At 64.7% G+C, this 26,625-nt stretch carries 20 protein-coding genes, 1 tRNA gene and 1 CRISPR repeat array (1 of these 22 running past the window's edge); of the genes, 16 read left to right on the forward strand and 5 right to left on the reverse strand.

What is annotated here, in order from left to right; translation table 11 throughout:
• Nucleotides 1–126 precede the first annotated feature (126 nt).
• The 3 genes from rpsO to TO66_RS04295 all read left to right on the forward strand — a co-directional run bounded on the left by rpsO (nucleotide 127) and on the right by TO66_RS04295 (nucleotide 2,893).
• A complete protein-coding gene (rpsO, locus tag TO66_RS04285) occupies nucleotides 127–396 on the forward strand; it encodes a 30S ribosomal protein S15 (RefSeq protein WP_009042128.1) in 270 nt (89 codons plus the stop codon).
• 196 nt (nucleotides 397–592) lie between these two features.
• On the forward strand, nucleotides 593–2,698 hold the full coding sequence (gene pnp, locus TO66_RS04290; protein ID WP_044461154.1) for a polyribonucleotide nucleotidyltransferase: 2,106 nt from the start codon (nucleotides 593–595) through the stop codon (nucleotides 2,696–2,698).
• 119 nt (nucleotides 2,699–2,817) lie between these two features.
• Nucleotides 2,818–2,893 (forward strand) — tRNA-Thr (locus TO66_RS04295).
• Nucleotides 2,894–2,984: 91 nt separating this feature from the next.
• Here the strand turns inward: TO66_RS04295 and TO66_RS04300 are convergent.
• Complete coding sequence (locus TO66_RS04300) at nucleotides 2,985–3,845, reverse strand: LysR substrate-binding domain-containing protein (RefSeq protein WP_044461155.1); 861 nt, start codon at nucleotides 3,843–3,845, stop codon at nucleotides 2,985–2,987.
• A 133-nt stretch (nucleotides 3,846–3,978) separates the two neighbouring features.
• Between TO66_RS04300 and TO66_RS04305 the strand changes: the two genes are divergently transcribed.
• The 4 genes from TO66_RS04305 to TO66_RS04320 are packed head-to-tail and all read left to right on the forward strand — an operon-like array spanning nucleotide 3,979 to nucleotide 8,230.
• A complete protein-coding gene (locus tag TO66_RS04305) occupies nucleotides 3,979–5,037 on the forward strand; it encodes an agmatine/peptidylarginine deiminase (RefSeq protein ID WP_044461156.1) in 1,059 nt (352 codons plus the stop codon).
• Nucleotides 5,034–5,942 carry an N-carbamoylputrescine amidase gene (gene aguB / locus TO66_RS04310; protein ID WP_044461157.1) on the forward strand — a complete coding sequence of 303 codons (909 nt, stop codon included), beginning with the start codon at nucleotides 5,034–5,036 and terminating at the stop codon, nucleotides 5,940–5,942. Before TO66_RS04305 ends, aguB begins: the two co-directional genes overlap by 4 nt.
• A 2-nt stretch (nucleotides 5,943–5,944) precedes the next feature.
• On the forward strand, nucleotides 5,945–7,048 hold the full coding sequence (locus TO66_RS04315) for an extracellular solute-binding protein (protein ID WP_044461158.1): 1,104 nt from the start codon (nucleotides 5,945–5,947) through the stop codon (nucleotides 7,046–7,048).
• A gap of 57 nt (nucleotides 7,049–7,105) precedes the next feature.
• Nucleotides 7,106–8,230, forward strand: coding sequence for an agmatine/peptidylarginine deiminase (locus TO66_RS04320; protein ID WP_044461159.1), 1,125 nt, complete (start codon nucleotides 7,106–7,108; stop codon nucleotides 8,228–8,230).
• 63 nt (nucleotides 8,231–8,293) lie between these two features.
• Here the strand turns inward: TO66_RS04320 and TO66_RS04325 are convergent, their stop codons facing one another.
• Nucleotides 8,294–9,181 (reverse strand): hypothetical protein, encoded by an 888-nt coding sequence (locus tag TO66_RS04325; protein WP_044461160.1) that lies wholly within the window; start codon nucleotides 9,179–9,181, stop codon nucleotides 8,294–8,296.
• A 338-nt stretch (nucleotides 9,182–9,519) separates the two neighbouring features.
• Between TO66_RS04325 and TO66_RS04330 the strand changes: the two genes are divergently transcribed.
• The gene (locus TO66_RS04330) at nucleotides 9,520–9,816 is read left to right on the forward strand and encodes a DUF6388 family protein (RefSeq protein ID WP_171820077.1); all 297 of its coding nucleotides are present in this window, start codon (nucleotides 9,520–9,522) and stop codon (nucleotides 9,814–9,816) included.
• 60 nt (nucleotides 9,817–9,876) lie between these two features.
• Here TO66_RS04330 and nadC read toward each other — a convergent pair whose 3' ends face one another.
• The gene (nadC, locus tag TO66_RS04335) at nucleotides 9,877–10,725 is read right to left on the reverse strand and encodes a carboxylating nicotinate-nucleotide diphosphorylase (protein WP_044461162.1); all 849 of its coding nucleotides are present in this window, start codon (nucleotides 10,723–10,725) and stop codon (nucleotides 9,877–9,879) included.
• Between the two features lie 344 nt (nucleotides 10,726–11,069).
• Between nadC and TO66_RS04340 the strand changes: the two genes are divergently transcribed.
• The 4 genes from TO66_RS04340 to TO66_RS34240 all read left to right on the forward strand — a co-directional run bounded on the left by TO66_RS04340 (nucleotide 11,070) and on the right by TO66_RS34240 (nucleotide 16,962).
• Complete coding sequence (locus TO66_RS04340) at nucleotides 11,070–13,271, forward strand: DUF1631 domain-containing protein (RefSeq protein WP_044461163.1); 2,202 nt, start codon at nucleotides 11,070–11,072, stop codon at nucleotides 13,269–13,271.
• 62 nt (nucleotides 13,272–13,333) lie between these two features.
• Nucleotides 13,334–13,894, forward strand: a complete 561-nt coding sequence (ampD, locus tag TO66_RS04345; RefSeq protein ID WP_044461164.1) for a 1,6-anhydro-N-acetylmuramyl-L-alanine amidase AmpD — start codon at nucleotides 13,334–13,336, stop codon at nucleotides 13,892–13,894.
• Nucleotides 13,891–14,727, forward strand: coding sequence for a regulatory signaling modulator protein AmpE (ampE, locus tag TO66_RS04350; RefSeq protein WP_044461165.1), 837 nt, complete (start codon nucleotides 13,891–13,893; stop codon nucleotides 14,725–14,727). The genes ampD and ampE overlap by 4 nt, the downstream gene beginning before the upstream one ends.
• Before the next feature lie 1,530 nt (nucleotides 14,728–16,257).
• The gene (locus tag TO66_RS34240; protein WP_409077184.1) at nucleotides 16,258–16,962 is read left to right on the forward strand and encodes a methyl-accepting chemotaxis protein; all 705 of its coding nucleotides are present in this window, start codon (nucleotides 16,258–16,260) and stop codon (nucleotides 16,960–16,962) included.
• Nucleotide 16,963: 1 nt separating this feature from the next.
• On the opposite strand, the gene TO66_RS04360 is transcribed toward TO66_RS34240, so the two are convergent.
• Nucleotides 16,964–17,752: a TatD family hydrolase gene (locus TO66_RS04360; protein ID WP_044461167.1), complete on the reverse strand. Its 789-nt coding sequence runs from the start codon at nucleotides 17,750–17,752 to the stop codon at nucleotides 16,964–16,966.
• A gap of 2 nt (nucleotides 17,753–17,754) precedes the next feature.
• Nucleotides 17,755–18,750, reverse strand: a complete 996-nt coding sequence (gene cra / locus TO66_RS04365; RefSeq protein WP_044461168.1) for a catabolite repressor/activator — start codon at nucleotides 18,748–18,750, stop codon at nucleotides 17,755–17,757.
• 297 nt (nucleotides 18,751–19,047) lie between these two features.
• Between cra and ptsP the strand changes: the two genes are divergently transcribed.
• From ptsP to TO66_RS04385, 4 genes are all read left to right on the forward strand, one after another.
• Nucleotides 19,048–21,909 carry a phosphoenolpyruvate--protein phosphotransferase gene (gene ptsP / locus TO66_RS04370; RefSeq protein ID WP_044461169.1) on the forward strand — a complete coding sequence of 954 codons (2,862 nt, stop codon included), beginning with the start codon at nucleotides 19,048–19,050 and terminating at the stop codon, nucleotides 21,907–21,909.
• Entirely contained in the window at nucleotides 21,909–22,850 is a 942-nt protein-coding gene (gene pfkB / locus TO66_RS04375) for a 1-phosphofructokinase (protein ID WP_044461170.1), read from the forward strand. The genes ptsP and pfkB overlap by 1 nt, the downstream gene beginning before the upstream one ends.
• A gap of 11 nt (nucleotides 22,851–22,861) precedes the next feature.
• Nucleotides 22,862–24,604, forward strand: a complete 1,743-nt coding sequence (locus TO66_RS04380; protein WP_044461171.1) for a PTS fructose-like transporter subunit IIB — start codon at nucleotides 22,862–22,864, stop codon at nucleotides 24,602–24,604.
• 1,175 nt (nucleotides 24,605–25,779) lie between these two features.
• Nucleotides 25,780–26,151: a DUF3077 domain-containing protein gene (locus TO66_RS04385; RefSeq protein WP_044461172.1), complete on the forward strand. Its 372-nt coding sequence runs from the start codon at nucleotides 25,780–25,782 to the stop codon at nucleotides 26,149–26,151.
• A gap of 235 nt (nucleotides 26,152–26,386) precedes the next feature.
• A CRISPR array of direct repeats spans nucleotides 26,387–26,625; the repeat unit is 28 nt; unit sequence GTTCACTGCCGTATAGGCAGCTCAGAAA (it continues 990 nt past the right edge of the window).

A 26,625-nucleotide genomic window follows, 5' to 3' on the forward strand; every position in this document is an offset into this window, starting at 1 on the left:
GGTAACAGCAGGCTGGAGAGGGTGGCTGTTAACAGGCACGGTCACAGCTCATTTATAGATACAGGGATTTGTCCCTGGCCTGTTGGTGGCGTTTCTCGAAACGCTGCCCAATGAGAGGAAAGCCAAATGGCACTCAGCGTTGAAGAAAAAGCTCAAATCGTAACCGACTACCAGCAAGCTGTTGGTGACACTGGTTCGCCAGAAGTGCAAGTTGCACTGCTGACCGCCAACATCAACAAACTGCAAGGTCACTTCAAGGCCAACGGCAAAGACCACCACTCCCGTCGTGGTCTGATCCGCATGGTTAACCAGCGTCGTAAGCTGCTGGACTACCTGAAAGGCAAAGACCTGAGCCGTTACAGCGCTCTGATCGGTCGCCTGGGTCTGCGTCGCTAATCAGCGATTGCGCTAGAGGTTGGTTGTCTGCCGTGTGTCAGTGGGTTTCCCGCCGGCGCATGGCAGGCTCCCAGCCTCAAGTTTTATCTGGACAGTAGTTTTACCTGGACAATCAGGCCGGGCCGATTCCCGGTGTTGCCCAAGAATTTCGCAAGAAACCAGTTCCCCCCAAGAGCCACAAAGAAGGTAGGACACCGTGAACCCGGTAATCAAGAAATTCCAGTTCGGTCAGTCGACCGTTACCCTCGAGACTGGCCGTATCGCCCGTCAGGCCTCCGGCGCAGTATTGGTCACCGTTGACGACGACGTCAGCGTATTGGTGACCGTGGTTGGCGCCAAGCAAGCCGATCCAGGCAAGGGTTTCTTCCCTCTGTCTGTTCACTACCAGGAAAAGACTTACGCTGCCGGTAAGATCCCTGGCGGTTTCTTCAAGCGCGAAGGCCGTCCTTCCGAGAAAGAAACCCTGACCTCGCGTCTGATCGACCGTCCGATCCGCCCTCTGTTCCCAGAAGGCTTCATGAACGAAGTGCAGGTTGTCTGCACCGTGGTTTCCACCAGCAAGAAGACCGATCCGGACATCGCTGCGATGATCGGTACCTCGGCTGCGCTGGCCATCTCCGGCATTCCTTTCGACGGTCCGATCGGCGCTGCCCGCGTTGCTTTCCACGAAAGCACCGGCTACCTGCTGAACCCGACCTACGAGCAACTGGCTGCTTCGAGCCTGGACATGGTCGTGGCCGGTACCGAAGAAGCGGTACTGATGGTTGAGTCGGAAGCCAAAGAGCTGACCGAAGACCAGATGCTGGGCGCCGTGCTGTTTGCCCACGACGAATTCCAGGCCGTTATCAAGGCGGTCAAAGAGCTGGCTGCCGAAGCGGCCAAGCCGACCTGGGACTGGGCTCCTGCTCCAGAAGCCACCGCTCTGCTGGGCGCGATCCGCGCCGAGTTCGGCGAAGCGATCTCCCAGGCTTACACCATCACCGTCAAGGCCGACCGTTATGCGCGCCTGGGCGAGCTGAAAGACCAGGTCGTTGCCAAGCTGTCCGGTGAAGAAGGCCAGCCTTCTGCCAGCGACGTCAAAGCCGCTTTCGGCGAAATCGAATACCGCACCGTTCGCGAAAACATCGTCAACGGCAAGCCGCGTATCGACGGCCGTGACACCCGCACCGTGCGTCCGCTGAACATCGAAGTCGGTGTTCTGCCGAAGACCCACGGTTCGGCCCTGTTCACCCGTGGCGAAACCCAGGCCCTGGTTGTCGCGACCCTGGGTACCGCCCGTGACGCACAGCTGCTGGACACCCTGGAAGGCGAGAAAAAAGACCCGTTCATGCTGCACTACAACTTCCCTCCGTTCTCGGTGGGCGAGTGTGGTCGCATGGGTGGCGCCGGTCGTCGTGAAATCGGTCATGGTCGCCTGGCTCGTCGTTCGGTCCAGGCCATGCTGCCAGCCGCCGACGTGTTCCCGTACACCATCCGCGTGGTATCGGAAATCACCGAGTCCAACGGTTCCAGCTCCATGGCTTCCGTGTGTGGCGCTTCCCTGGCGCTGATGGACGCTGGCGTGCCGATGAAGGCGCCGGTTGCCGGTATCGCCATGGGCCTGGTGAAAGAAGGCGAGAAGTTCGCCGTCCTGACCGACATCCTGGGTGACGAAGACCACCTGGGCGACATGGACTTCAAGGTAGCCGGTACCGCCAAGGGCGTGACCGCGCTGCAGATGGACATCAAGATCAAGGGCATCACCGAAGAAATCATGGAGATCGCCCTGGGCCAGGCCCTGGAAGCTCGCCTGAACATCCTCGGCCAGATGAACCAGATCATCGGCCAGTCGCGTACCGAACTGTCGGCCAACGCTCCGACCATGATCGCGATGAAGATCGACACCGACAAAATCCGTGATGTCATCGGTAAAGGCGGCGCGACCATCCGTGCGATCTGCGAAGAGACCAAGGCTTCGATCGATATCGAAGACGACGGCTCGATCAAGATCTTCGGCGAAACCAAGGAAGCTGCGGAAGCCGCGCGTCAGCGCGTTCTGGGCATCACCGCGGAAGCCGAGATCGGCAAGATCTACGTCGGCAAGGTCGAGCGCATCGTCGACTTCGGTGCGTTCGTCAACATCCTGCCTGGCAAGGACGGCCTGGTGCACATCTCCATGCTGAGCGATGCTCGCGTCGAGAAAGTCACCGACATCCTGAAAGAAGGCCAGGAAGTGGAAGTGCTGGTACTGGACGTGGACAACCGCGGTCGTATCAAGCTGTCCATCAAGGACGTGGCAGCCGCCAAGGCTTCGGGCGTTTAACACCCCGGCACCTTAGCTTGAACAAGCAAACGCCCCGACTGGTTCGGGGCGTTTTGCTATCTGCCTGCCGCGAAACCGATATGGCAAAACCTTGGCCCCGATGCTAGGTTTAGCCCACCGCCCGTGTAGCTCAGCCGGTAGAGCAGCGCACTCGTAACGCGAAGGTCGCAGGTTCGATTCCTGTCTCGGGCACCAGTCAACAGCGGCACGTCATCCCGAATGCTTCACCCGCTCCTGCAAAACCCGCCTGGCGCGGGTTTTTGTGTTTCTGTGATGCGCGTCCGGCTCAGCCCTCTTCAAGCGCTTCGACCAGCCACTCGCAGAAACTGTGGGTGAGGGCGTCGCCTTCGCTGTCGCGGTGCACCAGCCAGCTCCAGTTCGGGCCGCGTACCCGTTGTTCCGCCAGCGCCACCAAAAGCCCCTGGCTACGGGCGCGGTCGGCCAGCAACTGGCTGACCAGGGCAATGCCCAGGCCCTGGCTAGCGGCGTCCAGCAGCAGGCCGGGGTCGGAAAAGTTCAGCCCCTGGCTGTGCTGGCCGACGTCGGCGCCGCCCTGTACCTGCCAGTGGCTCCAGTCCATCTCGCGTTCGCCGTGCAGCGTGGTGCGCGCGCTGGCCGGTTGTGCCAGCACGCTCGGGTGGCAAGCGGGATAGAGGCGGTCTTCCAGTAACACGCGAAAGCTGCATTCGGCCTGGGCGCTGAGGTCGTCGCGCACGGCGATGTCGATGGTCTGGGTGGCCATGTCCGGTGTTTCGTCGGTGGTCAGCAGCCAGAGATCGACCTGCGGGTGGCGCCGGTGGAAGTCCGCCAGGCGCGGCACCAGCCAGTGGCGCGCAAAGGCCGGGGTGGTGTTGACCACCAGCTGGTTGGGCTTGCGGTACTGGTCCAGGCGGCGGATGCCCACGGCCAGTTGTTGCAGCAGCGACTGGGTGGTGCTGAGCAGGTCGAAGCCGGCGTCGGTCAGCGCCACGCTGCGGCCGTTGCGGAAGAACAGCGGCTGTTCGAGGAAGCTTTCCAGGCTGCGGATCTGCTGGCTGATGGCCGACTGGGTGAGGTGCAGCTCTTCGGCGGCCTTGTGGAAGCTGCCCAGGCGAGCGGCGGCTTCGAAGCCGCGCAAGGCATTCAGCGGGGGCCAGTGTTTGAGCATGATCGATAAGCCTTGCTAATCAGAAGTCCACAAAATCTATCGTTTGTTGCCGCGTATTGACAGGCCTAGCATGCACGTCATTACCGAGGCCCCGGTTTTCAGTGATAACAAAATCTTAACTGAAGGCACTTTCATGCAAACCAACGATGCGCAGAACAGCTGGTTCATGCCCGCCGAGTGGGCTCCTCATGCCGCCACCTGGATGGCTTTTCCCCATAACCAGGCCCTATGGGAGCACGCCTGGGGCGTGACCCTGGCCGATGTGCAACTCGACTTCGCCCGGGTGGCCAATGCCATCGCTCGCTTCGAGCCGGTGAAGATGGTGGTCGACCCCTCGGCGGTGGCCCGGGCCCAGGAACTCTGCGGGCCGAATGTCGAACTGTTCGAACTGGCGATCAACGACAGCTGGTGCCGCGACTCCGGCCCAAGCTTCGTCTGCCATCCGCGCCTGGGCACCGCCGGGGTCGACTGGCGCTTCAACGCCTGGGGCGGCAAGTCCGCCTTCGACCTGGACGAAAGCCTGGCGCGGCGGCTGCTCAACGGCCTTGGCCTGGAATGCTTCGACACGCCGTTGACCAACGAAGGCGGCGCTATCCATGTGGATGGCCAGGGCACGCTGATCACCACCGAATCGGTATTGCTCAACGCCAACCGCAACCCCGGCATGAGCAAGGCCGAGATGGAGGCGATCTTCTCGCGCCTGCTTGGCGTGAAGAAGACCATCTGGCTGCCGGGCGATCCGGACTACGTCACAGGCGACATGACCGACGGCCATGTCGATGGCGTGTGTGCCTTCGCCCGGCCCGGCGCCTTGCTGGTGGACGCTACCCGGGACGCATCCTCGGTATATGCCGAAGTGGTGCGCGAAAACCGTCGTGCCCTGGAACTCGCCACCGACGCCCAGGGACGCCGCTTCGAGATGCTCGAACTGTTCGAGGCCAGCGATGCGGTGGACCAGGACGCCGAGGTGTTCTGTGCCTCCTACACCAACTTCTACATCGCCAATGGCGCGATCATCATGCCGGCCTACGGCATCGCCGCCGACGACGAGGCAGCGGCCACCCTGCGCCTGGCCTTCCCCGGGCGCGAAGTGGTGCCGGTGCGGATCAACCACCTGGCCCACGGCGGCGGGGGCGTGCATTGCATCACCCAGCAGCAGCCGGCCTGGCCGCTGAGCGGGGTGCGAGCATGAGCCTGCTGACCGTCGCTACCACTCAGTTCGCTTGCAGCTGGGACCTGCCGAGCAACCTCGACCAGGCCGAGCGCCTGGTGCGCGAGGCCGCGGCCCAGGGCGCGCAACTGATCCTGCTGCAAGAGTTGTTCGCCACCCCGTACTTCTGCATCGAGCAGGACCACAAGCACCTGGCCCTGGCCGAGGAATACCGCAAGAGTGCCGTGCTCAGGCGCTTTGCCGACCTGGCCCGGGAACTGGGCGTGGTACTGCCGTTGAGCTGGTTCGAGCGCGCCGGCAATGCCTGTTTCAACTCGCTGGCGGTGGCCGATGCCGATGGCCGCCTGCTGGGTGTGTACCGCAAGACCCACATCCCCAACGCCATCGGCTATCAGGAGAAGGAGTACTTCAGCCCGGGCGATACCGGTTTTCGCGTCTGGGATACCGCTTTCGGCCGGATCGGCGTGGGCATCTGCTGGGACCAGTGGTTCCCCGAGACGGCTCGTTGCCTGGCCTTGATGGGTGCCGAAGTGCTGCTCTATCCGACCGCCATCGGTTCCGAGCCGGGCGCCGCCGGGCTGGACTCCCGCGACCACTGGCAGACGGCCCAGCGGGGCCATGCGGCGGCCAATATCCTGCCGGTGATCGCCGCCAACCGGGTGGGCGAAGAGGTGGCCACCACCGACTCCGGGCTGCGCATGCGCTTCTACGGTTCGTCCTTCATCACCGATCACAAGGGCCAGCTGCTGGCCGCGGCCGACCGCGATACGCCGGGCTTACTGGTGCAGCGCCTGGACCTCGGGGCCATGGCCGAGGAACGCCTGAGCTGGGGCGTCTACCGCGATCGCCGCCCGGAAATGTACGGCCCGCTGCTGGGGCTGGACGGCCGTCTAAGCCACGCACACTGGCAGCGCCAGGGAGCCTGAAGATGACACTCATCAGCAAACTGTCGGCGCTCGTGCTGGGGCTTGGCCTGGGCTGCGCCTCGTTCGCCGCCCAGGCCGAGGACAAGGTCCTGCGTTTGTACAACTGGGCCGACTACTTCGCGCCGGACACCCTGGCGGCCTTCACCCGCGAGACCGGGATCCAGGTCATCTACGACGTCATGGACGGCAGCGAGACCCTGGAAGCCAAGCTCATGTCCGGCCACAGCGGCTACGACCTGGTTTTCCCCGGCGACACCGTGGCCGAGCGCCTGATGCGCGCCGGCGCCCTGCAGAAACTGGACCCGGGCAAGCTCGGACACCTGGATGACATCGAGCCCGGGCTGCGCGCCTTGCAGAACCGTTACCCGTATTCGCGGCAGGCCACCGTGCCCTACACCTGGGGCACCATCGGCCTGACCTGGAACCAGGCGCTGATCGACAAGCGCCTGAAGGATGCGCCGGTCGACAGCCTGGACCTGATCTTCAAGCCGGAGAACGCGGCGAAGTTCGCCGATTGCGGCATCTCGATGATCGACTCGCCCGATGAAGTGCTGGCCGTGGTGCTCAACTACCTGGGGCGCGAGCCGCGCAGCGGCAAGCCTGACGACCTGGCCGCGGCGGTGGCGCTGCTCAAGGGCATCAAGCCGTATATCCGCAAGTTCCAGTCGCAGCCGGTGACCCAGCTGGTCAATGGCGATATCTGCCTGTCCCTCGGCTACAGCGGCGACATGCTCCAGGCCCAGCGCAGTGCCGACGAGACCGGCAAGGGCGCGCGCTTCCAGTACCGCATTCCACGGGAGGGCACCACGGTGTGGATGGACACCATGGCCATCCCGGCCGATGCCCGGCACCCGGAATACGCCTACGCGCTGATCAACTTCGTCATGCGCCCGGCGAACATGGCGGCGATCAGCAATGCCACCGGTTATCCGACTTCCAGTGCCAAGGCCCGGCCGCTGGTCGAGGCCGGCATGCGCGACAATCCGGATATCTATGTGGACGACGCCACCTATGCACGGCTGATCCCCGGCAAGGACATCCCGCAGCCTGACATGCGGGCCCGGATGCGCGCCTGGACGACCTTCAAGACCAGCCTTCACGACTGACCGCCCGGACGGCACGGCCGACCGTGCCTGCCAGGCTTATCCACCAGAGGAATTTTCATGTCTACACGTCGCGACTTCATCAAGCAGCTGATGGCGGCCAGCGGGGTCGGCGCCGCCGCTTCGCTGGGCCTCGGCTTCGGCGCCCCGGGCGTTTTCGCCGCTTCGGCCGGCCGTTGGTACATGCCCGACGAACACGGCCCGCAGGCGCGGGTGATCCTGGCCTTCGGCGCGTCTTCCCGAGTCTGGGAAGACTGGGCGGGGGCGGTGAACGACACCATTGCCCTGCTGGCCAGGACCATCGCCCGCTATCAGCCGGTGACCGTGCTCTGTCGCGCCAGCCAGCTGGCGCAGGCGCAGAGCAAATGTGGCACCGACAATATCGACTTCCTGACCCTGGCACTGGATGACGTCTGGGTACGCGATTATGGCGGCTGCTTCGTGGTCGACGGCGCGGGCGGCCTGGGCCTGGTGGATTTCAACTTCAACGGCTGGGGCGACAAGCAGACCTCGGCCAACGACACCCGGGTGGCCGGGCCCCTGAGCGAGGAGATGGAAGCTGACTACATTCGCAGCGCGCTGGTGGGCGAGGGCGGTGGCATCGAGGTGGATGGGCATGGTACCGCGATCATCACCGAGAGCTGCTGGATCAACGACAACCGCAACCCCGGCATGAGCAAGGCACAGGTCGAGGCCGAGTTGAAGGCCAACCTCGGCCTGCGCAAGATCATCTGGCTGCCGGGGGTCAAGGACAAGGACATCACCGACGCCCACGTCGATTTCTATGCGCGTTTCGTCAAGCCCGGGGTAGTGATCGCCAACCTGGATAACGACCCCGAATCCTACGACTACGCAGTGACGCGCCGGCACCTGGACATCCTCAACGCCGCCACCGACGCCGACGGCCGCAGGCTGCAGGTCCATACCCTGCCGCCGCCGACCCGGATGCGCAGCAACCGCTATACCCGGGACAACCCGGATTTCGCCCCGGGCTACATCAATTTCCTGCCGATCAACGGCGCGGTGATTGCCCCGCAGTTCGGCGATCCGGCGGCGGACCAATACTGCAAGAACCTGCTGACCCGGCTCTATCCGGGGCGGGTGGTGGAGCAGGTCAATATCGACCCGATCGCTGCCGGCGGTGGCGGCATTCATTGTGTGAGCAAGCATTTGCCGCGCACCTGAGGGAAGAGCCCATAAACAACAAAGCCCGCATCGGCGGGCTTTGTCTTGTCTACTGGTCGGGTGTCACTTCACCCGGCGGCTCAGGTCCTCGAGGCTGCGCTTGAGTTGTTCCAGATCCCGGTCCTGGTTGCTGACCTCGCTCTTCAGGCTGGACAGTTCGCTGGCGCTCGCGCTCGACCCCGAGTTGCTGCCGCGCTTGAGGTCATCGACCTGCCTTTCCAGCTTGTCCAGGGTGCTGGCCTGACTGCTGACGGTGCTCTTCAGGCTGGACAGCTCGCTGGAACTCGAACTGGAGCTTGAGTTGCTACCGCGCTTGAGTTCTTCGATCTGCTTGCCCAGGTTGTCCAGTTCGCTGGCTTGGCTGCTGACGGTGCTCTTGAGGCTGGACAGCTCGCTGGAGCTCGAACTGGAGCTTGAGCTGTTGCCGCGTTTGAGCTCCTCGATCTGCTGGCCGAGCTTGTCCAGCTGGCTGGCCTGCTCGCTGGTGACCCGCTTGAGGTTGTTCACTTCATTGGCGTTCGAGCTGGAATTCGAGCCGTTGTTACGCTTGAGCTCTTCAAGCTGGGTTTCCAGTTTTTTCAGCTGGCTGGCTTGCTCGCCGGTGGTTTTCTTGAGGTTGCTCATCTCACTGGCATTGGTGCTGGAGCTGCTGCCGGTGTTGCGTTTGAGTTCTTCGATCAGGCGCGCCTGGTTGTTGACCTGGTCCTTGAGCTTTTCCAGCTCGGCGGTGCTGTTCTTGAGGCCGTCCTGCAGCTTTTGCAGGTCGTCCACGGTGAAGCCGCTGGGGCGGACGGTGAACTTGAGGTCCACTTCCTGGTGCAGGGCCGGGATCCTGTCCGAGTACGAGGCGCTGCTGGAGTTGAATTCCACGGCCTGGGCGGGGAGTGCCAGGCTGCCGAGTATCAGGCTGGTGGTGAGGTAGACGGACGAACGCGTGGAGCGATTGAACATCACTTCGATTCCTTGAGAAGTGCCGATATGGCACATCGCTATGACTGCATGCCGGTCTGCTTGTTCCGGGGAGGGATCCGGCACGCCGGGGGAGGAATGTAACAGCGTATTTTTCGCGGCGAGGCGTTGAGCGAACGGACAGGTTTTTTGTCGGCACGGTGTACGGATTCGTATGAATCCACTGGCAAAGGCCCTATATTCGCAGCCTTGTCTGAATGGTTTTCAGATGATCCCGAATGGCTCACGGCCCGACAAACGCGGCTGCTACAGCGCTTTGACGGCACAGCGATCACAACGATCCCGATCCATCTTCCATTCCCATGATCAGAGAGAACGAGATGATTCCTAAAGAAGCCAGAATTGATGTAGCCCTTGAGAAGTACCTGGCTGCCACGCCTTCCTTGCAGGAAGAAATCAGCGCCCTGAGCCCGCAGGAGCAGAAGCAGCAGGCCCAGTGGGCGTTCGAGGATGAAGCGGAGTCGCGCGGCATCGAGCCGTGGGAGTTGGTGCTGGAACTGGTGGCCGAGTCGCCCGAGGAGCTCAAGGCCATGCGCCTGGAGGTCCATCAGGAAGTGGCCGAGGCCCTGGGCATGGACTTGCAGGACTACCTGCAACTCAACGAAATCGACGATTGATGCAAAAACGCCAGCCTCTCGAGGCTGGCGTTTTCCTTAGGCTGGCAAGCCTCCAGAGCCTCAGAGGCTCAGGCGCATCGACAGGTCGATCGCTTTCACATCCTTGGTCATCGCACCGATCGAAATGTAATCGACGCCGGTCTCGGCGATCGGGCGCAGGGTGCTTTCATTGATCCCGCCGCTGGCTTCCAGCCTGGCCTTGCCGGCATTCAGGCGCACCGCTTCGCGCATGTCGTCCAGGCTCAATTCGTCGAGCATGATGATGTCCGAGCCCGCCGCCAGGGCTTCCTTGAGTTCCGTCAGGCTTTCCACTTCGATCTCCACCGGCTTGCCCGGCGCGATCTTGTGCGCGGCGTTGATCGCCTGGGCGATGCCGCCGCACGCGGCGATATGGTTTTCCTTGATCAGGAAGGCGTCGTACAGGCCGATGCGATGGTTATGGCAGCCGCCGCAGGTCACCGCGTATTTCTGCGCCAGACGCAGCCCCGGCAAGGTCTTGCGGGTGTCCAGCAGTTTGACCTGGGTATCGGCGACGAAGTCGGCGTAGTACTGCGCACGGGTAGCCACGCCAGACAGCAGCTGCAGGAAGTTCAGGGCGCAGCGTTCGCCGCTGAGCAGCGAGCGGGCCGGGCCTTCGAGGTGGAACAGCACCTGGTTGGGGATCGCGCGCTCGCCATCGCCTACCTGCCAGTGCACGGCGACCCGCGGATCGAGTTGGCGAAACACCGCGTCGACCCAGGCGGTGCCGCTGATGGTCGCGGCTTCGCGGGTGATGATGGTGGCTTTGGCCAGGCGTTCGGCCGGGATCAGTTGCGCGGTGATGTCGCCGCTGCCGATGTCTTCCAGCAACGCACGGCGCACGTTGGCTTCGATTTCGGCGGTCAGGTCGGCGAGGCGTAGATTCGGCATAACGGGCTCCACAAACAAAGTGGCCCGATTATAGGGCCATGGCAGGGGCGAACCCAAGGCAGCCCCCTTCCGCCCCCTGCATTTGGTCGCCTGCCGTGAGCCATTGGCCGGGGCCGGAGGTCGCTATAGGGGTGCAGACGCAAAACCGCTGCACAGTCTGCTGGCACAAGGGGTGGTTTTTGCCAGATAATCCGACTTGTAATTGACGCCATAGCTTTGACGTCCTTTTTGGCTCCCCCCGAGATCCGGTTTGCAGCGGTGTGTAGCGATACCCGCCGGGACTCGGCTGTGAGCGTCGACCGACTTTATATCGCGCGGCAAAAAATACCTTTCAGGAGGCTTGGATGCACAACGACGGGAATGTAGTGCCTTTGCACAAGGCGGCTACGGATCAGGCGAACGCTTCGGCGCTCGCCCGCTTGCCCGTGATCCTGCTCCAGGTCCGCGACAAGGCCACGCAGCAACTGCGCCAGGGCCTGCAGGAACTGTTCGATAACGCCGACGACACCCTGTTCGAGATGGCCGACCGGGCCCAGGACAATGTCCAGCAGAACACCTTGTTCCAAGCCATGCGCGACCTGCGCCTGAAACGCAAAAGCATCGAGCGCACGTTCCTGGAAAAGCTCTCCCAGGCCTTTGTCGACCTGGTCCAGTACGACCCCGCGCCGGCGCTCGCCCAGGCCGTTGCCGGCATCCCTCCTGCCGAGGCCTGCCATGACGAACTGGAGCGCGCCGTGGCTCTGGAGGCCATGGTCGCCAAGGCGGGCAATCGCGACGGCTTCGCCCTGGGGCAACTGACCGCGCGCTTGAACGCGCTGCTGGGCAAGCGCCTGGACGAGCGCAGCAACCCCTTGGGCGCGGCGATGCTGTGTGAGTACTTTCTCGACGCCGGGCGCAGCCTGGGGGTGGAGATCAAGGTCAAGCTGATCATCCTCAAACTGTTCGAGCGTTACGTACTCAGCGGCGCCGACCAGTTGTACGCCGAGGCCAACCAGTTACTGGCGGCCACCGGGGTGCTGCCGGAACTCAAGCCGGCGCCGGTGCGTCGGGCTGTCGACCAGGCGGCCGCGACCATCCAGGCGACGCCCGAGCCCGGCCTGGCGCAGATGGACGAGAGCGTCCAGGAAGTCTTCGCCGCCTTGCAGGAGTTGCTGCTGCACGTGCGCGGCAGCGTGGTGCCGACCCTCGAGGCCAGCGCCGAGACCCAGCCGATCTCGACCCGCGACCTGCTGCGCTTGCTGTCGCACTTGCAGCATTACGTGCCGGCCAGTGCCCAGGAAGAGTTCGACCTGCGCAACCAGCTGGAACAACTGCTGACCCGGGTCAGCGTGAAAAGCGGCAAGTCACGGGTGGTCGGGGTGGCCGACGAGGACGTGATCAACCTGGTGGCCATGCTCTTCGAGTTCATCCTCGCCGACCGCAACCTGCCGGAGTCGCTGAAGACCCTGATCGGCCGCCTGCAGATTCCCATGCTCAAGGTCGCGGTGCTGGATAAGAGTTTCTTCAGTCGCAGCAGCCATCCTGCGCGGCGCCTGCTCAACGAGATCGCCGCGGCGGCCATGGGCTGGGGCAGTTGCGACGATTATCAGCGCGACAGCCTGTACCTGCGGATCGAGCAGGTGGTGCAGCGGCTGCTGAACGATTTCGTCGACGACCCGGCGATCTTCACTGACTTGCTGGCCGAGTTTCTCGCCTTCACCAGCGACGAGCGGCGCCGCAGCGAATTGCTGGAACAGCGTACCCGCGACGCCGAGGAAGGGCGGGCTAAGGCCGAGCTGGCGCGGCGCTGTGTCGAGCAGGCGCTGAACGATGTGTTGCTGGGCAAGGTACTGCCCCTGGCGGTCGTCGAGTTCGTGCAGCAGGCCTGGAGCCAGGTCTTGCTGTTGGCCTGGCTCAAGCATGGCCCGCAGTCCGTGCAGTGGCGCGAAGGCCTGCGGACCATGGAACAGCTGATCTGGAGCGTGCAGAGCCACACCGAGCCGGCGTCCGCCATGCAACTGCTGGCGCTGGTGCCGGACCTGCTCAAGGCGTTGCGCGAGGGGCTCAACGGCGCCGCGTTCGATCCGTTCGCCACCAGCGAGTTTTTCAGCCAGCTGGAGGCCCTGCACCTGCAGGCGTTCGAGCACTTGGAGCAGCCTGCCGGCCCCGGCCAGGGCGAGGCTCCCGAGCCGCTGGCGCGGGTCGCGGTCGAGACCCAGATCGTCCTGCCCAGCGCCGAAGAAGGGCCGCTGGAGGCCGCGCCGCTGGCGCTGGCCGCCAACGATCCGAACGTGCTGCGGGTCGCACAGCTGCGGCTGGGGGCCTGGGTCGAATTCCTCGAGGACGACGACAATCGCGTGCGCTGCAAGCTGGCGGCGATCGTCCAGCCTGGCGACAAGTACATCTTCGTCAACCGCACCGGCATGAAGGTGCTGGAGCGCACCCGTATCGGCCTGGCCCTGGAGTTCCAGCGCGCCAGCGTGCGCGAGCTGGACGACACCCTGCTGTTCGATCGGGCGCTGGAATCGGTGATCGGCGACCTGCAGCGGCTCAATCGCGGCAAGTGATCGCAACCGGGACGCGGAACGCGGCATACTGAGCCGTCACAGGCCAGGTTGAAGGAATCGGTATGCAGTTGGACCCCGCAAGCGGGTGGTGTCACGGCGTTCGCCATTGCCCGTCGCCCAATTTCAATGCGCGCCCCGCGAATGAAATCTCCCTGCTGGTGATCCATAACATCAGCCTGCCGCCTGCCCAGTTCGCGACGGGCAAGGTGCAGGAATTCTTCCAGAACCGTCTCGATGTCACGGAACATCCCTACTTTGCCGGGATCGCCGATCTGCGCGTGTCCGCGCATTTTCTGATCGAGCGTGACGGCAGCGTCACTCAGTTTGTCTCCTGTCTGGACCGCGCCTGGCACGCCGGTGTGTCGTGGTTCGACGGGCGGGACAGCTGCAATGACTTTTCCCTGGGCATCGAGCTGGAAGGCACCGATGAGTTGCCGTTCACCGATGCCCAGTACGACGCTCTGGTCTGCCTGAGCCGGCAACTGCTGCAGGCCTACAAGGCCATCACGCCACAGAGGATCTGTGGGCATAGCGATATCGCTCCGGGACGCAAGACCGACCCGGGGCCGGGATTCGACTGGGAGCGCTATCGCGCGGCCCTGAACAAAGGGGAAGGACAATGAGTTTTCTGGTGTTGCTGCTGGCGGTGTGGATCGAGAAATTCTCGGCCCTGCGCCAGCGCGTTCAGCGTGACGAGCCCTGGCTGCGGCAACTGCATCGGCGCGAGGCCAGCCCCGGTCTGGCCAAACGGCCCTGGTGGGTACTGGCCCTGCTGGTGTTGCTGCCGGTCGCGGTGCTGGGGCTGCTGTTGCTGAGCCTGGAGCCGCTGGCCTACGGCCTGCTGGCATTGCCGGTGCATCTGTTGGTGGTGATCTACAGCCTGGGGCGCGGCGACCTGCTGGGCGACCTCGGGCCGTTTCGCGACGCCTGGCGTCGTGAAGACCTGCAAGCCGCGGCCCATGTGGCCAAGCGTGACCTGGACATCTGCGCCGACAGCGGCGAGCAATTGCTCGAGCAGGTCCAGGGGCACCTGTTGTGGCAGGCCTACCAGAGCTTCTTCGCGGTGATCTTCTGGTACTTCCTGCTCGGCCCGGTGGCCGCCTTGAGCTATCGCCTGCTGGCGCTGGCCGCCGAACACAGCAAGAACCCGGCGGTCGCCGAGCGGGCCGGGCAACTGCGCCATGCCTTCGACTGGTTGCCGGTACGCCTGCTGGCCGCCAGCTTCGCCCTGGTGGGGAATTTCGCCGCGGTCAGCCGGGTGATGCTGCACGAGTTGCTGAACTGGAACATCAGCGCCGCGCAACTGGTGGAAAAGGTCGGCCTGGTCGCCGCGGAAATCCCGGCGCCGATCACCGGGCCGGACGGCATTCTCAGCCTCGACCGGATCTGGGAGCTGTTGCTGCGGGCCGCGGTGCTCTGGTACGCCGGTTTCGCCCTGTGGACAGTGTTGCCCTGACGGCCATCGCATGAACGCTGGCGAGGCTGCCCGGTCTCGCCAGCGCAGGCAGTGCGCCTTCCTCTCGACCGCCGTTCGCGCGGTTAACCTTAAGTTACAAAACCTTTTGCCGATTTGAGCTATACAAGAGCGGCGCCAAATAGTGGCTATCTGCCGTCTTCGCCTACCTGCCCATAAAAATAAAAAGCAAAAGGGAGACTTCTTGTGAAGAGCTTGCTCTATCCCGCCATTGCCCTGATGAACCGCCTGAGCTTCGGCATGAAGTTCAGCCTGATCAGCGTGCTGTTTCTCCTGCCGATGCTGGTCACCAACTTCTACCTGGTGCGCGATTCCTATCGGGAGTTCCAGGGCACCCAGGTCGAGCTGCAAAGCCTGGACCTGCTGGGCAGCAGCCTGATGTTACGCCGGGACCTGGAAACCCTGAACAACCTGGTGCAGATCAACGCCACCCTGGGGCAGTCCGGCAAGGCGGGGGATATCGAGAGCAAGATCGCCACCCTGGAAAAGTCCGTGCTCGAGCGTTTGCAGGGCCTGGTCGCCGTCACCGTGGACCCTGAGCAGGTCGCTGTGTTCGACGGCAAGCGCGACGAAATGATCGCCGCCTTCAAGGCCCAACAGGCGGAAAGCTCGTTGCAGAGCAAAAGCGCGCTGATCGGCAAGCTGCTGGGCAGCGCGCAGATTTTCAGCCAGATCATCGCCAGCCAGGCCGGCCTGAGCCGCGACAGCCAGGGCGATATCCGCCAGTTGAGCGAACTGGTGACCAGCGTCACCCCGCAGGTCACCCAGCTCCTGGGCGAGGGGCGGGCGATGGGCGCTTATTCCCTGGGGCAGGGCTTTCTCAATTCCTCCGCCAGCACCCGTTTCGACGAACTGCTGGTGCAGATCGAAAAACTCCAGGCCGAATATGGCCTGAAACTGCAGGATGCGCTGGGGTCGAGCCAGGCTGCCCAGGGCGCGCTGGGCACCCTGGCCGGCGCCAGTAAAGGCAGCCTCAAGCAGGCCAGCGAACTGTTCGAGGAGCAGGTGGTGATGGCCGACACCCTGGATGCGCCCTGGCAGGGGTTCTATGACCAGGTCAGCGGGTTGATGGCGCAGACCTACCAGCTCAACGAGGCGACCCTGACGCTGCTCGGCGAAGAGCTGCAACAGCGGCTGGCACAGAACCGCGCGCACATGGTGCTGCTGGTGGTGGCGCTGGCGGCGGTGTTCCTGCTGATCTTCTATCTCTATGGCGGTTTCTACGTCTCCACCCGCACCACCCTCAAGCGCCTGGGCGCGGTGATGGACAAGGTGGCGGCCGGCGACATGACCGTCACCTTCGATGCCCACAGCCGCGACGAGCTGGGCGAGCTGGGCACGGTATTCAACGGCACCGTGGCGAAGATCCACGACCTGATCGAACTGGTGGGCAAGACCGTCGGCGAGGTCGAGCGCCAGGCCGGCCAGGTGGAAGCGGTGTCGGCCCAGAGCAACCAGGCGGTGGCCGGGCAGCGCAGCCAGATCGAGCAGGTGGCGACGGCGATGAACCAGATGTCCGCCACCTCCCAGGAAGTCGCGCGCAGCGCCGCGGCGGCAGTCAGCAGCGCGCACAGCGTCAACGACGAGACCCTCAGCGGGCGCGGGCTGGTGGAGTCGCAGCAGGGCAGCATTGCCCAGCTGGCCAGTGAGATCGATCAGTCGGTCCTGGTGATCAACCAGCTGGCCAGCGACAGCCAGGCCATCAGCCAGGTGCTGGAAGTCATCAAGAGCATCGCCGAGCAGACCAACCTGCTGGCGCTCAACGCGGCCATCGAGGCGGCCCGGGCGGGCGAGCAGGGGCGCGGGTTCGCGGTGGTGGCCGACGAGGTGCGGACCCTGGCCAAGCGCACCCAGCAATCGACCGAGGAAATCGAGCAGATGATCCTCAAGCTCCAGGGTGGCGTGGGGGCGGCGGTCAAGGCCATGGGCGTCAGCCATCAGGTGGCCAACGGCACGGTGGGGCAGTCGGAAAAGGTCCAGCAGGCGCTGGAGAACATCCTCGGTGCGGTGGGCATGATCGTCGACCAGAACCAGCAGATCGCCGCGGCGGTGGAGCAGCAGACCGCGGTGGCCCACGACATCGATCAGAACATCGTCGAGATCAACCGCGCCGGCGAACGCACCGCCGAAGGCGCGTACCAGACCGAAAACGCCAGCCGCCAGCTGTCCGCCCAGGTGGTGCAGTTGAAGCAGTTGATCAGCGCGTTCCGGGTCTGATTCAGGCGTTGCGCGGCCAACCGAACAGCGCGCAGGCGTTGGCGGTGCTGGCCTCTGCCAATTGCTCCGGGCTGACGCCCATGAGCTCGGCCAGGGCGGCGCAGATGGCCGGCAGGTGTTGCGGGCTGTTGCGCTGGCCGGGGTACATGGCGGGCGCCATGTCCGGCGCATCGGTTTCCAGCACTACCGCGTCCAGCGGCAAGTCGGCGATGACCTTGCGCAGGCGCAGGGCCTGGGGCCAGGTCGCCGCGCCGCCCAGGCCCAGCTTGAAACCCAGCTTGAGGTACTCGCGGGCTTCCTCGCGGCTGCCGGCGAAGGCGTGGACGATGCCGGCGCGCTGGAGCTTGAAGCGCTTGAGGGTAGCGATCACCGCGGCGTGGCTGCGGCGCACGTGGAGCAGGGCCGGCAGTTGGAAGTCCGCGGCCAGTTGCAGCTGCGCTTCGAACAGTTGCTGTTGGCGCTGGCGGTCCAGATGCTCGAGAAAATAATCCAGGCCGATCTCGCCCACTGCGCACAGCTGCGGATGCCCCGCCAGGCGGCTCAGCCAGTCGCCCAGTTCGATCAGGTCGGCCGGCCGGTGTTCGTCGAGGTAGACCGGGTGCAGGCCAAAGGCGGCATGCAGGTTGGCATCGCTCTGCACCAGTTCCCACAGCCGGTGCCAATTGCGCTGATACACCCCCAGCACCACCATCCGCCGCACGCCGAGGGCGCGGCTGGTGGCCAGCAGCGCCGGGCGATCGGCGTCGAAATCGGGAAAATCCAGGTGGGTGTGGCTGTCGATCAGCTCCACGTTCAGGCCTCGTGGATGCGCTGCTTGAAGGTCCGGGCGACGGCATTCACGCCGGGTTGGTAATGGCCTTCCTCGATGGCGGCCAGGGCCAGTTGCAGGGCCTTGTCGGCAATCAACTGATGCTGTTGGGCCATGGCGTTGACCGGCAGCGGTAAAAAGTCCAGCAGCTGGGTATCACCGAAGGTGCCCAGGCGCAGCGGCCGGGACTTGAGCGGGAAGTCGTGCAGGGCGTCGAACACCCCTTGCAGCAGCACATAGGAGGTGGTCACCAGCGCATCCGGCAAATGGCCCAGGCGCTCCAGCAAGGTTTCCATCAACTGGCGGCCGCAGTCGCGGCTGAAAGACTCGCCCTGTTCGATCAGCACCTGGCCGTCGAAACCTTCCAGGGCCTGCTTGAAGCCGGCGGTACGTTCCTGGCTGATGCCCAGCTCGGGGCGGGCGCCGATCAGGGCGATCTGCCGGGGCCGGGGCTGCAACAGGCTGCGGGTCAGTTGCAGGCTGGCTTGTTGATCGTCGCTGGTCACCGAGCAGAACACCGTGGGTTCCATCACCCGGTCGAGGGCGATGATCGGCAAGCCCTGGGCCTGCAACAGGCGATAGGTATCGTCTTCGGGCGGCAGGCAACTGGCGACGAACAGCGCGTCGCAGCGGCGGGCGCGGAACAGTTGCAGCAGTTGCCGCTCGCTGTCCGGGGCGTCGTCGGAGCTGGCGATCAAGAGCTGATAGCCGCGAGCGCGGGCGCCTTGCTCGAGCAGCTTGGCGATGCGTGCGTAGCTGGGGTTTTCCAGGTCGGGCAGGATGAAACCCAGGGTCCGGGTACGCCGGCTGCGCAGCCCGGCGGCCTGTGGGTTGGGCGTGAAACCGTGTTCCTCGACCACCGCCCGGACCCGTTCCACGGTCGCGTTGCTGATGCGTTGCTGTTCGGCCTTGCCGTTGATGACGTAACTGGCGGTGGTGACGGACACACCGGCCAGTCTGGCGATATCACTGAGTTTCAACCCGGGTTTTCCTTGTTTTGTAGAGCTTGCCCCGACATTTTCGCCAATCCTAACCGATATAGGCAGGCGACCAATGTCGGAACGTGCGGCCGACAGGTAGGGCTTCAAGGATGGATGATTATCGAGTAACGTGCCCGAAATTATAGATTAAACGTTTCAGCAAGCGTATTTTCTAGGGAAATCGTCATTCGGGAACCGGGCCTTGCCAAGCCGGCGGTCCCGGATGTGGCAGTAAAGCCGCCTGGCTGATTCACTCAAAACAATACCTAGCGCTCCCCGCGCTAAATAGGAGAAAGCATGCTCGAGCTCACCATTGAGCAGATATCCATGGGCCAGTCGGCTGTGGATAAGTCCGCTGCGCTGCACCTGCTTGCCGACAGACTGGTGGCCGACGGCCTGGTCGCCGAAGGTTACCTGGCCGGCCTGCAGGCCCGCGAAGCCCAGGGCTCGACCTTTCTCGGCCAAGGTATTGCCATTCCCCACGGCACCCCGGAAACCCGCGACCAGGTGTTCGCCACCGGCGTGCGCCTGCTGCAATTTCCCGAAGGCGTGGACTGGGGCGACGGGCAGATCGTCTACCTGGCGATCGGCATCGCCGCCAAGTCCGACGAACACCTGCGCCTGCTGCAACTCTTGACCCGCGCCCTCGGCGAAACCGACCTGGGCCAGGCCCTGCGCCGCGCCAGCTCGCCGGAAGCGCTGCTGAAACTGCTGCAAGGGGCGCCGCAGGAGCTGGCGCTGGATGCGCAGATGATCGGCCTGGGCGTGGCCGCCGAAGACTTCGAAGAACTGGTATGGCGCGGCGCGCGCCTGTTGCGCCAGGCCGATTGCGTTAGCAACGGCTTTGCCGCGGTGCTGCAACAGGTCGAGGCGCTGCCCCTGGGCGACGGCCTGTGGTGGCTGCACAGCGAACAGACCGTCAAGCGTCCGGGCCTGGCCTTCGTCACCCCGGACAAACCGATCCGCTACCTCGGCCAACCCCTGGCCGGGCTGTTCTGCCTGGCCAGCCTCGGCGAAGCCCACCAGGCCTTGCTGGAGCGCCTGTGCGCGCTGCTGATCGAGGGCCGTGGCCATGAACTGGGCCGCGCCACCAGCAGCCGCGCGGTGCTCGAAGTGCTGGGCGGCGAGCTGCCGACCGACTGGCCGAGCGCGCGCATCGTACTGGCCAACGCCCACGGCTTGCATGCGCGCCCGGCGAAGATCCTGGCGCAGTTGGCCAAGAGCTTCGACGGCGAGATCCGCGTGCGCATCGTCGATGGCGAGGGTTCGGCGGTCTCGGTGAAAAGCCTGAGCAAGCTGCTGAGCCTGGGCGCCCGCCGAGGCCAGACCCTGGAACTGATCGCCGAGCCGAGCATCGCCGCCGACGCGTTGCCAGCCTTGCTGGCGGCCATCGCCGAAGGCCTGGGCGAGGAGGTCGAGCCGGTGCCGGAGGCCGTGGCGCCACACACCGTAGCCGAAGCAGTCGAGGCGCCGCTCAGCGCGCCGGCGTCCGGCAGCCTGCTCCAGGCGATCCCGGCGGCGCCCGGTATCGCCATCGGCCCGGCGCATGTCCAGGTGGTCCAGCCGTTCGACTACCCGCTGCGCGGCGAGTCCACCGCGATCGAGCGCGAGCGCCTGCAACAAGCCCTGGCCGAGGTGCGCCGCGACATCGACGGCCTGATCCAGCGCAGCCAGGCCAAGGCCATTCGCGAGATCTTCGTCACCCACCAGGAAATGCTCGACGACCCGGAACTCACCGACGAAGTCGACACCCGCCTCAAGCAGGGCGAAAGCGCCGAGGCGGCCTGGATGACCGTGATCGAGACCGCCGCCAAGCAGCAGGAAGCCTTGCACGATGCGTTGCTGGCCGAGCGCGCCGCCGACCTGCGGGACATCGGCCGGCGGGTGCTGGCGCAGTTGTGTGGCATCGAAACCCCGGCCGAGCCGGACGAGCCCTACATCCTGGTGATGGACGAGGTCGGCCCGTCGGACGTGGCGCGCCTCGACCCGGCGCGGGTCGCGGGAATCCTCACCGCCCGGGGCGGCGCCACCGCGCACAGCGCCATCGTCGCCCGGGCCCTGGGCATTCCGGCGCTGGTCGGCGCCGGCGCCAGCGTGCTGCTGCTCGCGTCGGGCACGCCGCTGCTGCTCGACGGCCAGCGCGGCCGCCTGCATGTGGACGCCGACGCCGGCACCCTGCAACGCGCGGTGCAGGAGCGCGACAGCCGCGAGCAACGGCTCAAGGCCGCCGCCGAGCAGCGCCATCAGGCGGCCTGCACCACCGACGGCCATCAGGTCGAGGTGTTCGCCAATATCGGCGAAAGCGCTGGGGTGGCCAGCGCCGTGGACAACGGCGCCGAAGGCATCGGCCTGCTGCGCACCGAACTGATTTTCATGGCCCACCCGCAAGCGCCGGACGAAGCCACCCAGGAAGCCGAATACCGCCGCGTGCTCGACGGCCTGGGCGGGCGGCCGCTGGTGGTGCGCACCCTGGACGTCGGCGGCGACAAACCGCTGCCGTACTGGCCGATCGCCAAGGAAGAAAACCCCTTCCTCGGCGTGCGCGGCATCCGCCTGACCCTGCAACGCCCGCACCTGATGGAAGCCCAGCTGCGCGCCTTGCTGCGCTCGGCGGACAACCGTCCGCTGCGGATCATGTTCCCCATGGTCGGCAGCGTCGAAGAATGGCGCGCGGCCCGGGCGATGACCGAGCGCCTGCGCGAGGAAATCCCGGTGGCCGACCTGCAACTGGGGATCATGATCGAAGTGCCGTCCGCCGCCTTGCTGGCGCCGGTGCTGGCCAAAGAGGTGGACTTCTTCAGCGTCGGCACCAACGACCTGACCCAATACACCCTGGCCATCGACCGTGGCCACCCGACCCTGTCGGCCCAGGCCGATGGCCTGCACCCGGCGGTGCTGCAACTGATCGACATCACCGTGCGCGCGGCCCATGCCCACGGCAAGTGGGTCGGCGTGTGCGGCGAACTGGCGGCCGACCCGCTGGCGGTGCCGGTGCTGGTGGGCCTGGGCGTGGACGAACTGAGCGTCTCCGGACGCAGCATCGCCGAGGTCAAGGCGCGCATTCGCGAACTCAGCCTGGCCCAGGCACAAACCTTGGCGGGGCAGGCCCTGGCCGTCGGCAGCGCACATGAGGTGCGTGCCTTAGTGGAGGCCTTGTAATGGCAAAGATTCTTACCCTGACCCTGAACCCGGCGCTGGACCTCACCGTCCAGCTGGCACGCCTGGAGCCGGGGCAGGTCAACCGCAGCGAAGCCATGCACAGCCATGCCGCCGGCAAGGGCGTGAACGTGGCGCAGGTGCTGGCCGACCTTGGCCACCAACTGACCGTCAGCGGCTTTCTCGGCGCCGACAACCCGCAAGCGTTCGAGGCGCTGTTCGCCCGGCGCGGGTTCGTCGACGCCTTTATCCGCGTGCCGGGGGAAACCCGCAGCAACATCAAGCTGGCCGAACAGGATGGGCGCATCACCGACCTCAATGGCCCCGGGCCGGTGGTCGACGAGGCGGCGCAACAGGCGCTGTTCGAACGCCTGGAGCGCATCGCCCCCGGGCATGACGCGGTGGTGGTGGCGGGCAGCCTGCCGCGTGGCGTCAGCCCGCAATGGCTGCATGCCTTGCTGGTGCGCCTCAAGGCCCTGGGCCTGAAAGTGGCGCTGGACACCAGCGGCGAAGCCCTGCGCGCTGGCCTGGCCGCTGGGCCCTGGCTGGTCAAGCCCAATACCGAGGAGCTGGCCGAAGCCCTGGGCGAACCGCTGCTGTCGCTGGCGACCCAGGCCGAAGCCGCCAGGCGTCTGCACGCCCAGGGCGTCGAGCATGTGGTGATTTCCCATGGCGCCGAAGGCGTGAACTGGTTCAGTGCCGCGCCGGCCTTGCAGGCGCTGCCGCCCAAGGTCAGCGTGGCCAGTACCGTGGGGGCCGGCGACTCGTTGCTGGCCGGCATGCTGCATGGCCTGCTCAGCGCCCATGCCTTCGACCGGACCCTGCGCACCGCCACGGCCATCGCCGCCATGGCCGTGACCCAGATCGGCTTTGGCATCAGCGATGCCGCGCAGTTGGCACAGCTTGAACAGGGGGTGCGCGTTCATCCCCTCATAGAACAATAAGAGGGTTGGTCATGAAGTTAGCCATTGTTACCGCCTGCCCGAACGGCATGGTCACCAGTGTGCTGTGCGCCCGGCTGCTGGACGCCGCGGCCCAGCGCCAGGGCTGGAGCACCAGCGTCGAAGTGCATGACGCGGCGCACCCCGAACGGCAATTGTCGGCCGCGACCCTCGAAGCCGCCGAATGGGTGCTGCTGGTCAGCACCGGGCCTGTGGATATGTCGCGCTTCGTCGGCAAGCGCCTGTTCCAGAGCTCGCCCGCGGTGGCCCTGCAAGATGTCGACGGCGTGCTGCGGCGCGGCGCGGCCGAAGCCCAGGTGTATGCCGCTGCCGAGGCGCCGGCCGAACCTGCGGCGGCGGCCAAAGGCGCGCCACGGTTGGTGGCGGTCACCGCTTGCCCGACCGGCGTGGCCCACACCTTCATGGCGGCCGAGGCCTTGCAGCAGACCGCCAAGCGCCTGGGTTATGAGTTGCAAGTGGAAACCCAGGGCTCGGTCGGCGCGCGCAACCCGCTGAGCGCCGAAGCCATCGCCGCGGCGGACGTGGTGCTGCTGGCGGCGGATATCGAAGTGCCCACCGAGCGCTTCGCTGGCAAGAAGATCTACCGCTGCGGCACCGGGGTGGCGCTCAAGCAGTCCGAGGCCACCCTGAACAAGGCCCTGGCCGAGGGGCAGGTGGAGTCGGCGGCGACCGGCGCTGGCGCCGCGCCGGCCAAGCAGGAGAAGACCGGGGTCTACAAGCACTTGTTGACCGGCGTGTCGTTCATGCTGCCGATGGTGGTGGCGGGGGGCTTGATGATCGCCCTGTCGTTCGTGTTCGGCATCACCGCGTTCAAGGAAGAGGGCACCCTGGCCGCGGCGCTGATGCAGATCGGCGGCGACACCGCGTTCAAGCTGATGGTGCCGCTGCTGGCCGGTTATATCGCCTATTCCATCGCCGACCGTCCGGGCCTGGCGCCGGGGATGATCGGCGGCATGCTCGCCAGCACCCTGGGCGCGGGTTTTATCGGCGGGATCATCGCCGGCTTCATTGCCGGTTATGCGGCCAAGGCCATCAGCCAATACGCGCGCTTGCCGCAGAGCCTGGAGGCGTTGAAGCCGATTCTGATCATTCCGTTGCTGGCCAGCCTGTTCACCGGCCTGGTGATGATCTATGTGGTGGGCAAACCGGTGGCGGGGATGCTCGCCGGCCTGACTCAGTTCCTCGACAGCATGGGCACCACCAACGCGATCCTCTTGGGGGTATTGCTCGGCGGGATGATGTGCGTCGACCTCGGCGGGCCGATCAATAAGGCGGCCTATGCCTTCTCGGTGGGGCTGCTGGCGTCGCAGAGTTACGCACCGATGGCGGCGACCATGGCCGCCGGCATGGTGCCGCCGATCGGCCTGGGCATCGCCACCTTTATCGCCCGGCGCAAGTTTGCCCAGAGCGAGCGCGAGGCGGGCAAGGCGGCGCTGGTGCTGGGGCTGTGCTTTATCTCCGAAGGAGCGATTCCGTTCGCCGCCAAGGACCCGCTGCGAGTGATCCCGGCGAGCATCGCCGGCGGTGCGTTGACCGGGGCCTTGTCGATGTATTTCGGTTGCAAGCTGATGGCGCCTCACGGGGGGCTGTTTGTGATGTTGATTCCGAATGCGATCAATCATGCGTTGTTGTATTTGCTGGCGATTGTGGCGGGGAGTGTGCTGACGGCGGTGGTGTATGCGGTGGTGAAGCGGCCGGAGGCCAGTGAGTTGGCGCTGGAGCCGGCGGGGGCCTGAGCCCTGTGTTTTGCTGGGATGGCGCCCTCAGTGGCGCCATCGTTGTTTCTGCTGGTCGCGGACCTTGTAGGAGCGAGCGGGCGGCGATCCGACTTGCCCGCGATGGCGTCCGCACTGGCGCTGCATTTTTCGACGGTGTACATATCCGTTCCTGCGGTAACGGCCACCTATGGTTTCGCCCTTACGGCGACTCACTTTTTTCAAACGCCAAAAAAGTAAGCAAAAACGCTTTGCCCCTCCACTCGGCACCTCGCCTAGGCTCGGTGTGCCCTCTCTCCGGCATTGATCCGTGGGCCGCCGCAAGGGGCCATCCCTGGCCCCGTGCGGCTAACCCGGCGTCCTGCCGGGTTACCCACGGCTCAATGCCTGCGTTCGGCCATCGTGGTTAACGGGGCGCCCAGATCAAGAACAACGCGAGGCGGCCTACCGGCCGGCCTGGCAGCGGTTACAGAAATCGTGCACATCACTTCCACCTTGTAGGGCGCAAGCATCTGTAGCCGCTGCCGAGCGCTAGCGAGGCTGCGATCGACTGCGCAGCAGGCGCAAGGATCTCGAAACCGCCGGAGGACCTTCGGTCCTATCGCAGCCTCGCCGTGGCTCGGCAGCGGCTACAGAAATCGTGCACATCAGGCCCTACGGATGCACCGCTCGCACCTTGTAGGGCACAGTTTGAAAGCTCTGTAGCCGCTGCCGAGCGCTAGCGAGGCTGCGATCGACTGCGCAGCAGGCGCAAGAATCTCGAAACCGCCGGAGGACCTTCGGTCCTATCGCAGCCTCGCCATGGCTCGGCAGCGGCTACAGGGATCGTGTGGGGGCAGGTCCTACGGATGACAGGTTTTGTCTTGTAGGACGCAGTCTGAAAGTGAGGTACTTCGCTTTCTTTCGTAGGGCCTTTCCGAGAAACTCCGGGCCGCTTGTATCTGGGAAAGGCGCTGTCTAGCCTCGGGTTCGTCACCGGTTTTTCGGTGATCGGGTCTAGCAGCTCGGGTCAAGACGCAAGCCACACCATCAGCACTGCATTTTCCATTTACAGTGTTCTGTCATGGCGGTTGTGCGTGGGAGCGCCTTCGGGCGCGCCGGTTTCCTTGACCCGGTCTGCTAGCCCGCGTACAGCCGCCACCTTTCTATATCGTCTAGCAGCGGTAGGTGGTGGTTTCATGTCGAGGAGCCACATCATGAAAAAGCTCGTCCCTGATCCACCCGTTTCTCTCTCTGGCGTACGTCGCAATCCAGAGCATGAGCTGACTAATAAAGCGGTCCTGCATTCCTTGGCCAATGGTTCAGGAGAGGTGGTCTTATTGCAGTCATTGGGGGCCACTGCGGCCAGTACGATGGGCAATAATTCGTTGTTTTCGGTGCGTGAAGGCATCAGCGCCGAAGAAGCGTTGCTACACGTTTCCATCCTGCTCAAGGCCGCCGAAGAGGTCTCCGACGAAATCACCGAGCGCGCCAGCGGCGTGGAGCGAGGGCTGATCTGGTCGATGATTCATTCGGTGGAGATGGCGCGGGGTGTGGTGGACGCCTTGCTCGACGGCAATCGCCCCTGATCGACAAGCGCCGCCGAAACCCTCGCGCCTCGTTGCTCGCCGGGCCAGACAAAACAGCCTAACCGCTATAGTCTGAGCGCCGGCGAGCCGCTCCTTAACGCTGACCCTTTTTTTCGAGCAGGCTGCAACGCCATGTAAAATCAAGCATTTACAGCGGTCGCCACAAAAGAGGGTGAAATACGCTAATCGGCAGGATTTCTTTTTGAAATCATGAGGATGTAAAGATCTCTGGCTAGTTCACTGCCGTATAGGCAGCTCAGAAATGCTGGACCTGATCAAGATGCCGCCTCGCCCGGTTCACTGCCGTATAGGCAGCTCAGAAATGAATGGCAAGCAGGCAGCTATCAGGGCTGGAGTTCACTGCCGTATAGGCAGCTCAGAAATCGTTCTATCACCCGGATGCCGCCAGCAACCCGTTCACTGCCGTATAGGCAGCTCAGAAAGCAATGAGCGGTGCCAGCTTCGACTTCAGCG

The organism is Pseudomonas sp. MRSN 12121, from assembly GCF_000931465.1.
Taxonomy (GTDB): Bacteria; Pseudomonadota; Gammaproteobacteria; order Pseudomonadales; family Pseudomonadaceae; genus Aquipseudomonas.

Bases quoted from the DNA above. Each gene is read 5' to 3' on its own strand.
- rpsO (WP_009042128.1), top strand. From the start codon at position 127: ATGGCACTCAGCGTTGAAGAAAAAGCTCAAATCGTAACCGACTACCAG.
- TO66_RS04300 (WP_044461155.1), bottom strand. From the start codon at position 3,845: ATGCTCAAACACTGGCCCCCGCTGAATGCCTTGCGCGGCTTCGAAGCC.
- TO66_RS04305 (WP_044461156.1), top strand. From the start codon at position 3,979: ATGCAAACCAACGATGCGCAGAACAGCTGGTTCATGCCCGCCGAGTGG.
- aguB (WP_044461157.1), top strand. From the start codon at position 5,034: ATGAGCCTGCTGACCGTCGCTACCACTCAGTTCGCTTGCAGCTGGGAC.
- TO66_RS04315 (WP_044461158.1), top strand. From the start codon at position 5,945: ATGACACTCATCAGCAAACTGTCGGCGCTCGTGCTGGGGCTTGGCCTG.
- TO66_RS04320 (WP_044461159.1), top strand. From the start codon at position 7,106: ATGTCTACACGTCGCGACTTCATCAAGCAGCTGATGGCGGCCAGCGGG.
- TO66_RS04325 (WP_044461160.1), bottom strand. From the start codon at position 9,181: ATGTTCAATCGCTCCACGCGTTCGTCCGTCTACCTCACCACCAGCCTG.
- TO66_RS04330 (WP_171820077.1), top strand. From the start codon at position 9,520: ATGATTCCTAAAGAAGCCAGAATTGATGTAGCCCTTGAGAAGTACCTG.
- nadC (WP_044461162.1), bottom strand. From the start codon at position 10,725: ATGCCGAATCTACGCCTCGCCGACCTGACCGCCGAAATCGAAGCCAAC.
- TO66_RS04340 (WP_044461163.1), top strand. From the start codon at position 11,070: ATGCACAACGACGGGAATGTAGTGCCTTTGCACAAGGCGGCTACGGAT.
- ampD (WP_044461164.1), top strand. From the start codon at position 13,334: ATGCAGTTGGACCCCGCAAGCGGGTGGTGTCACGGCGTTCGCCATTGC.
- ampE (WP_044461165.1), top strand. From the start codon at position 13,891: ATGAGTTTTCTGGTGTTGCTGCTGGCGGTGTGGATCGAGAAATTCTCG.
- TO66_RS34240 (WP_409077184.1), top strand. From the start codon at position 16,258: ATGTCCGCCACCTCCCAGGAAGTCGCGCGCAGCGCCGCGGCGGCAGTC.
- ptsP (WP_044461169.1), top strand. From the start codon at position 19,048: ATGCTCGAGCTCACCATTGAGCAGATATCCATGGGCCAGTCGGCTGTG.
- pfkB (WP_044461170.1), top strand. From the start codon at position 21,909: ATGGCAAAGATTCTTACCCTGACCCTGAACCCGGCGCTGGACCTCACC.
- TO66_RS04380 (WP_044461171.1), top strand. From the start codon at position 22,862: ATGAAGTTAGCCATTGTTACCGCCTGCCCGAACGGCATGGTCACCAGT.
- TO66_RS04385 (WP_044461172.1), top strand. From the start codon at position 25,780: ATGAAAAAGCTCGTCCCTGATCCACCCGTTTCTCTCTCTGGCGTACGT.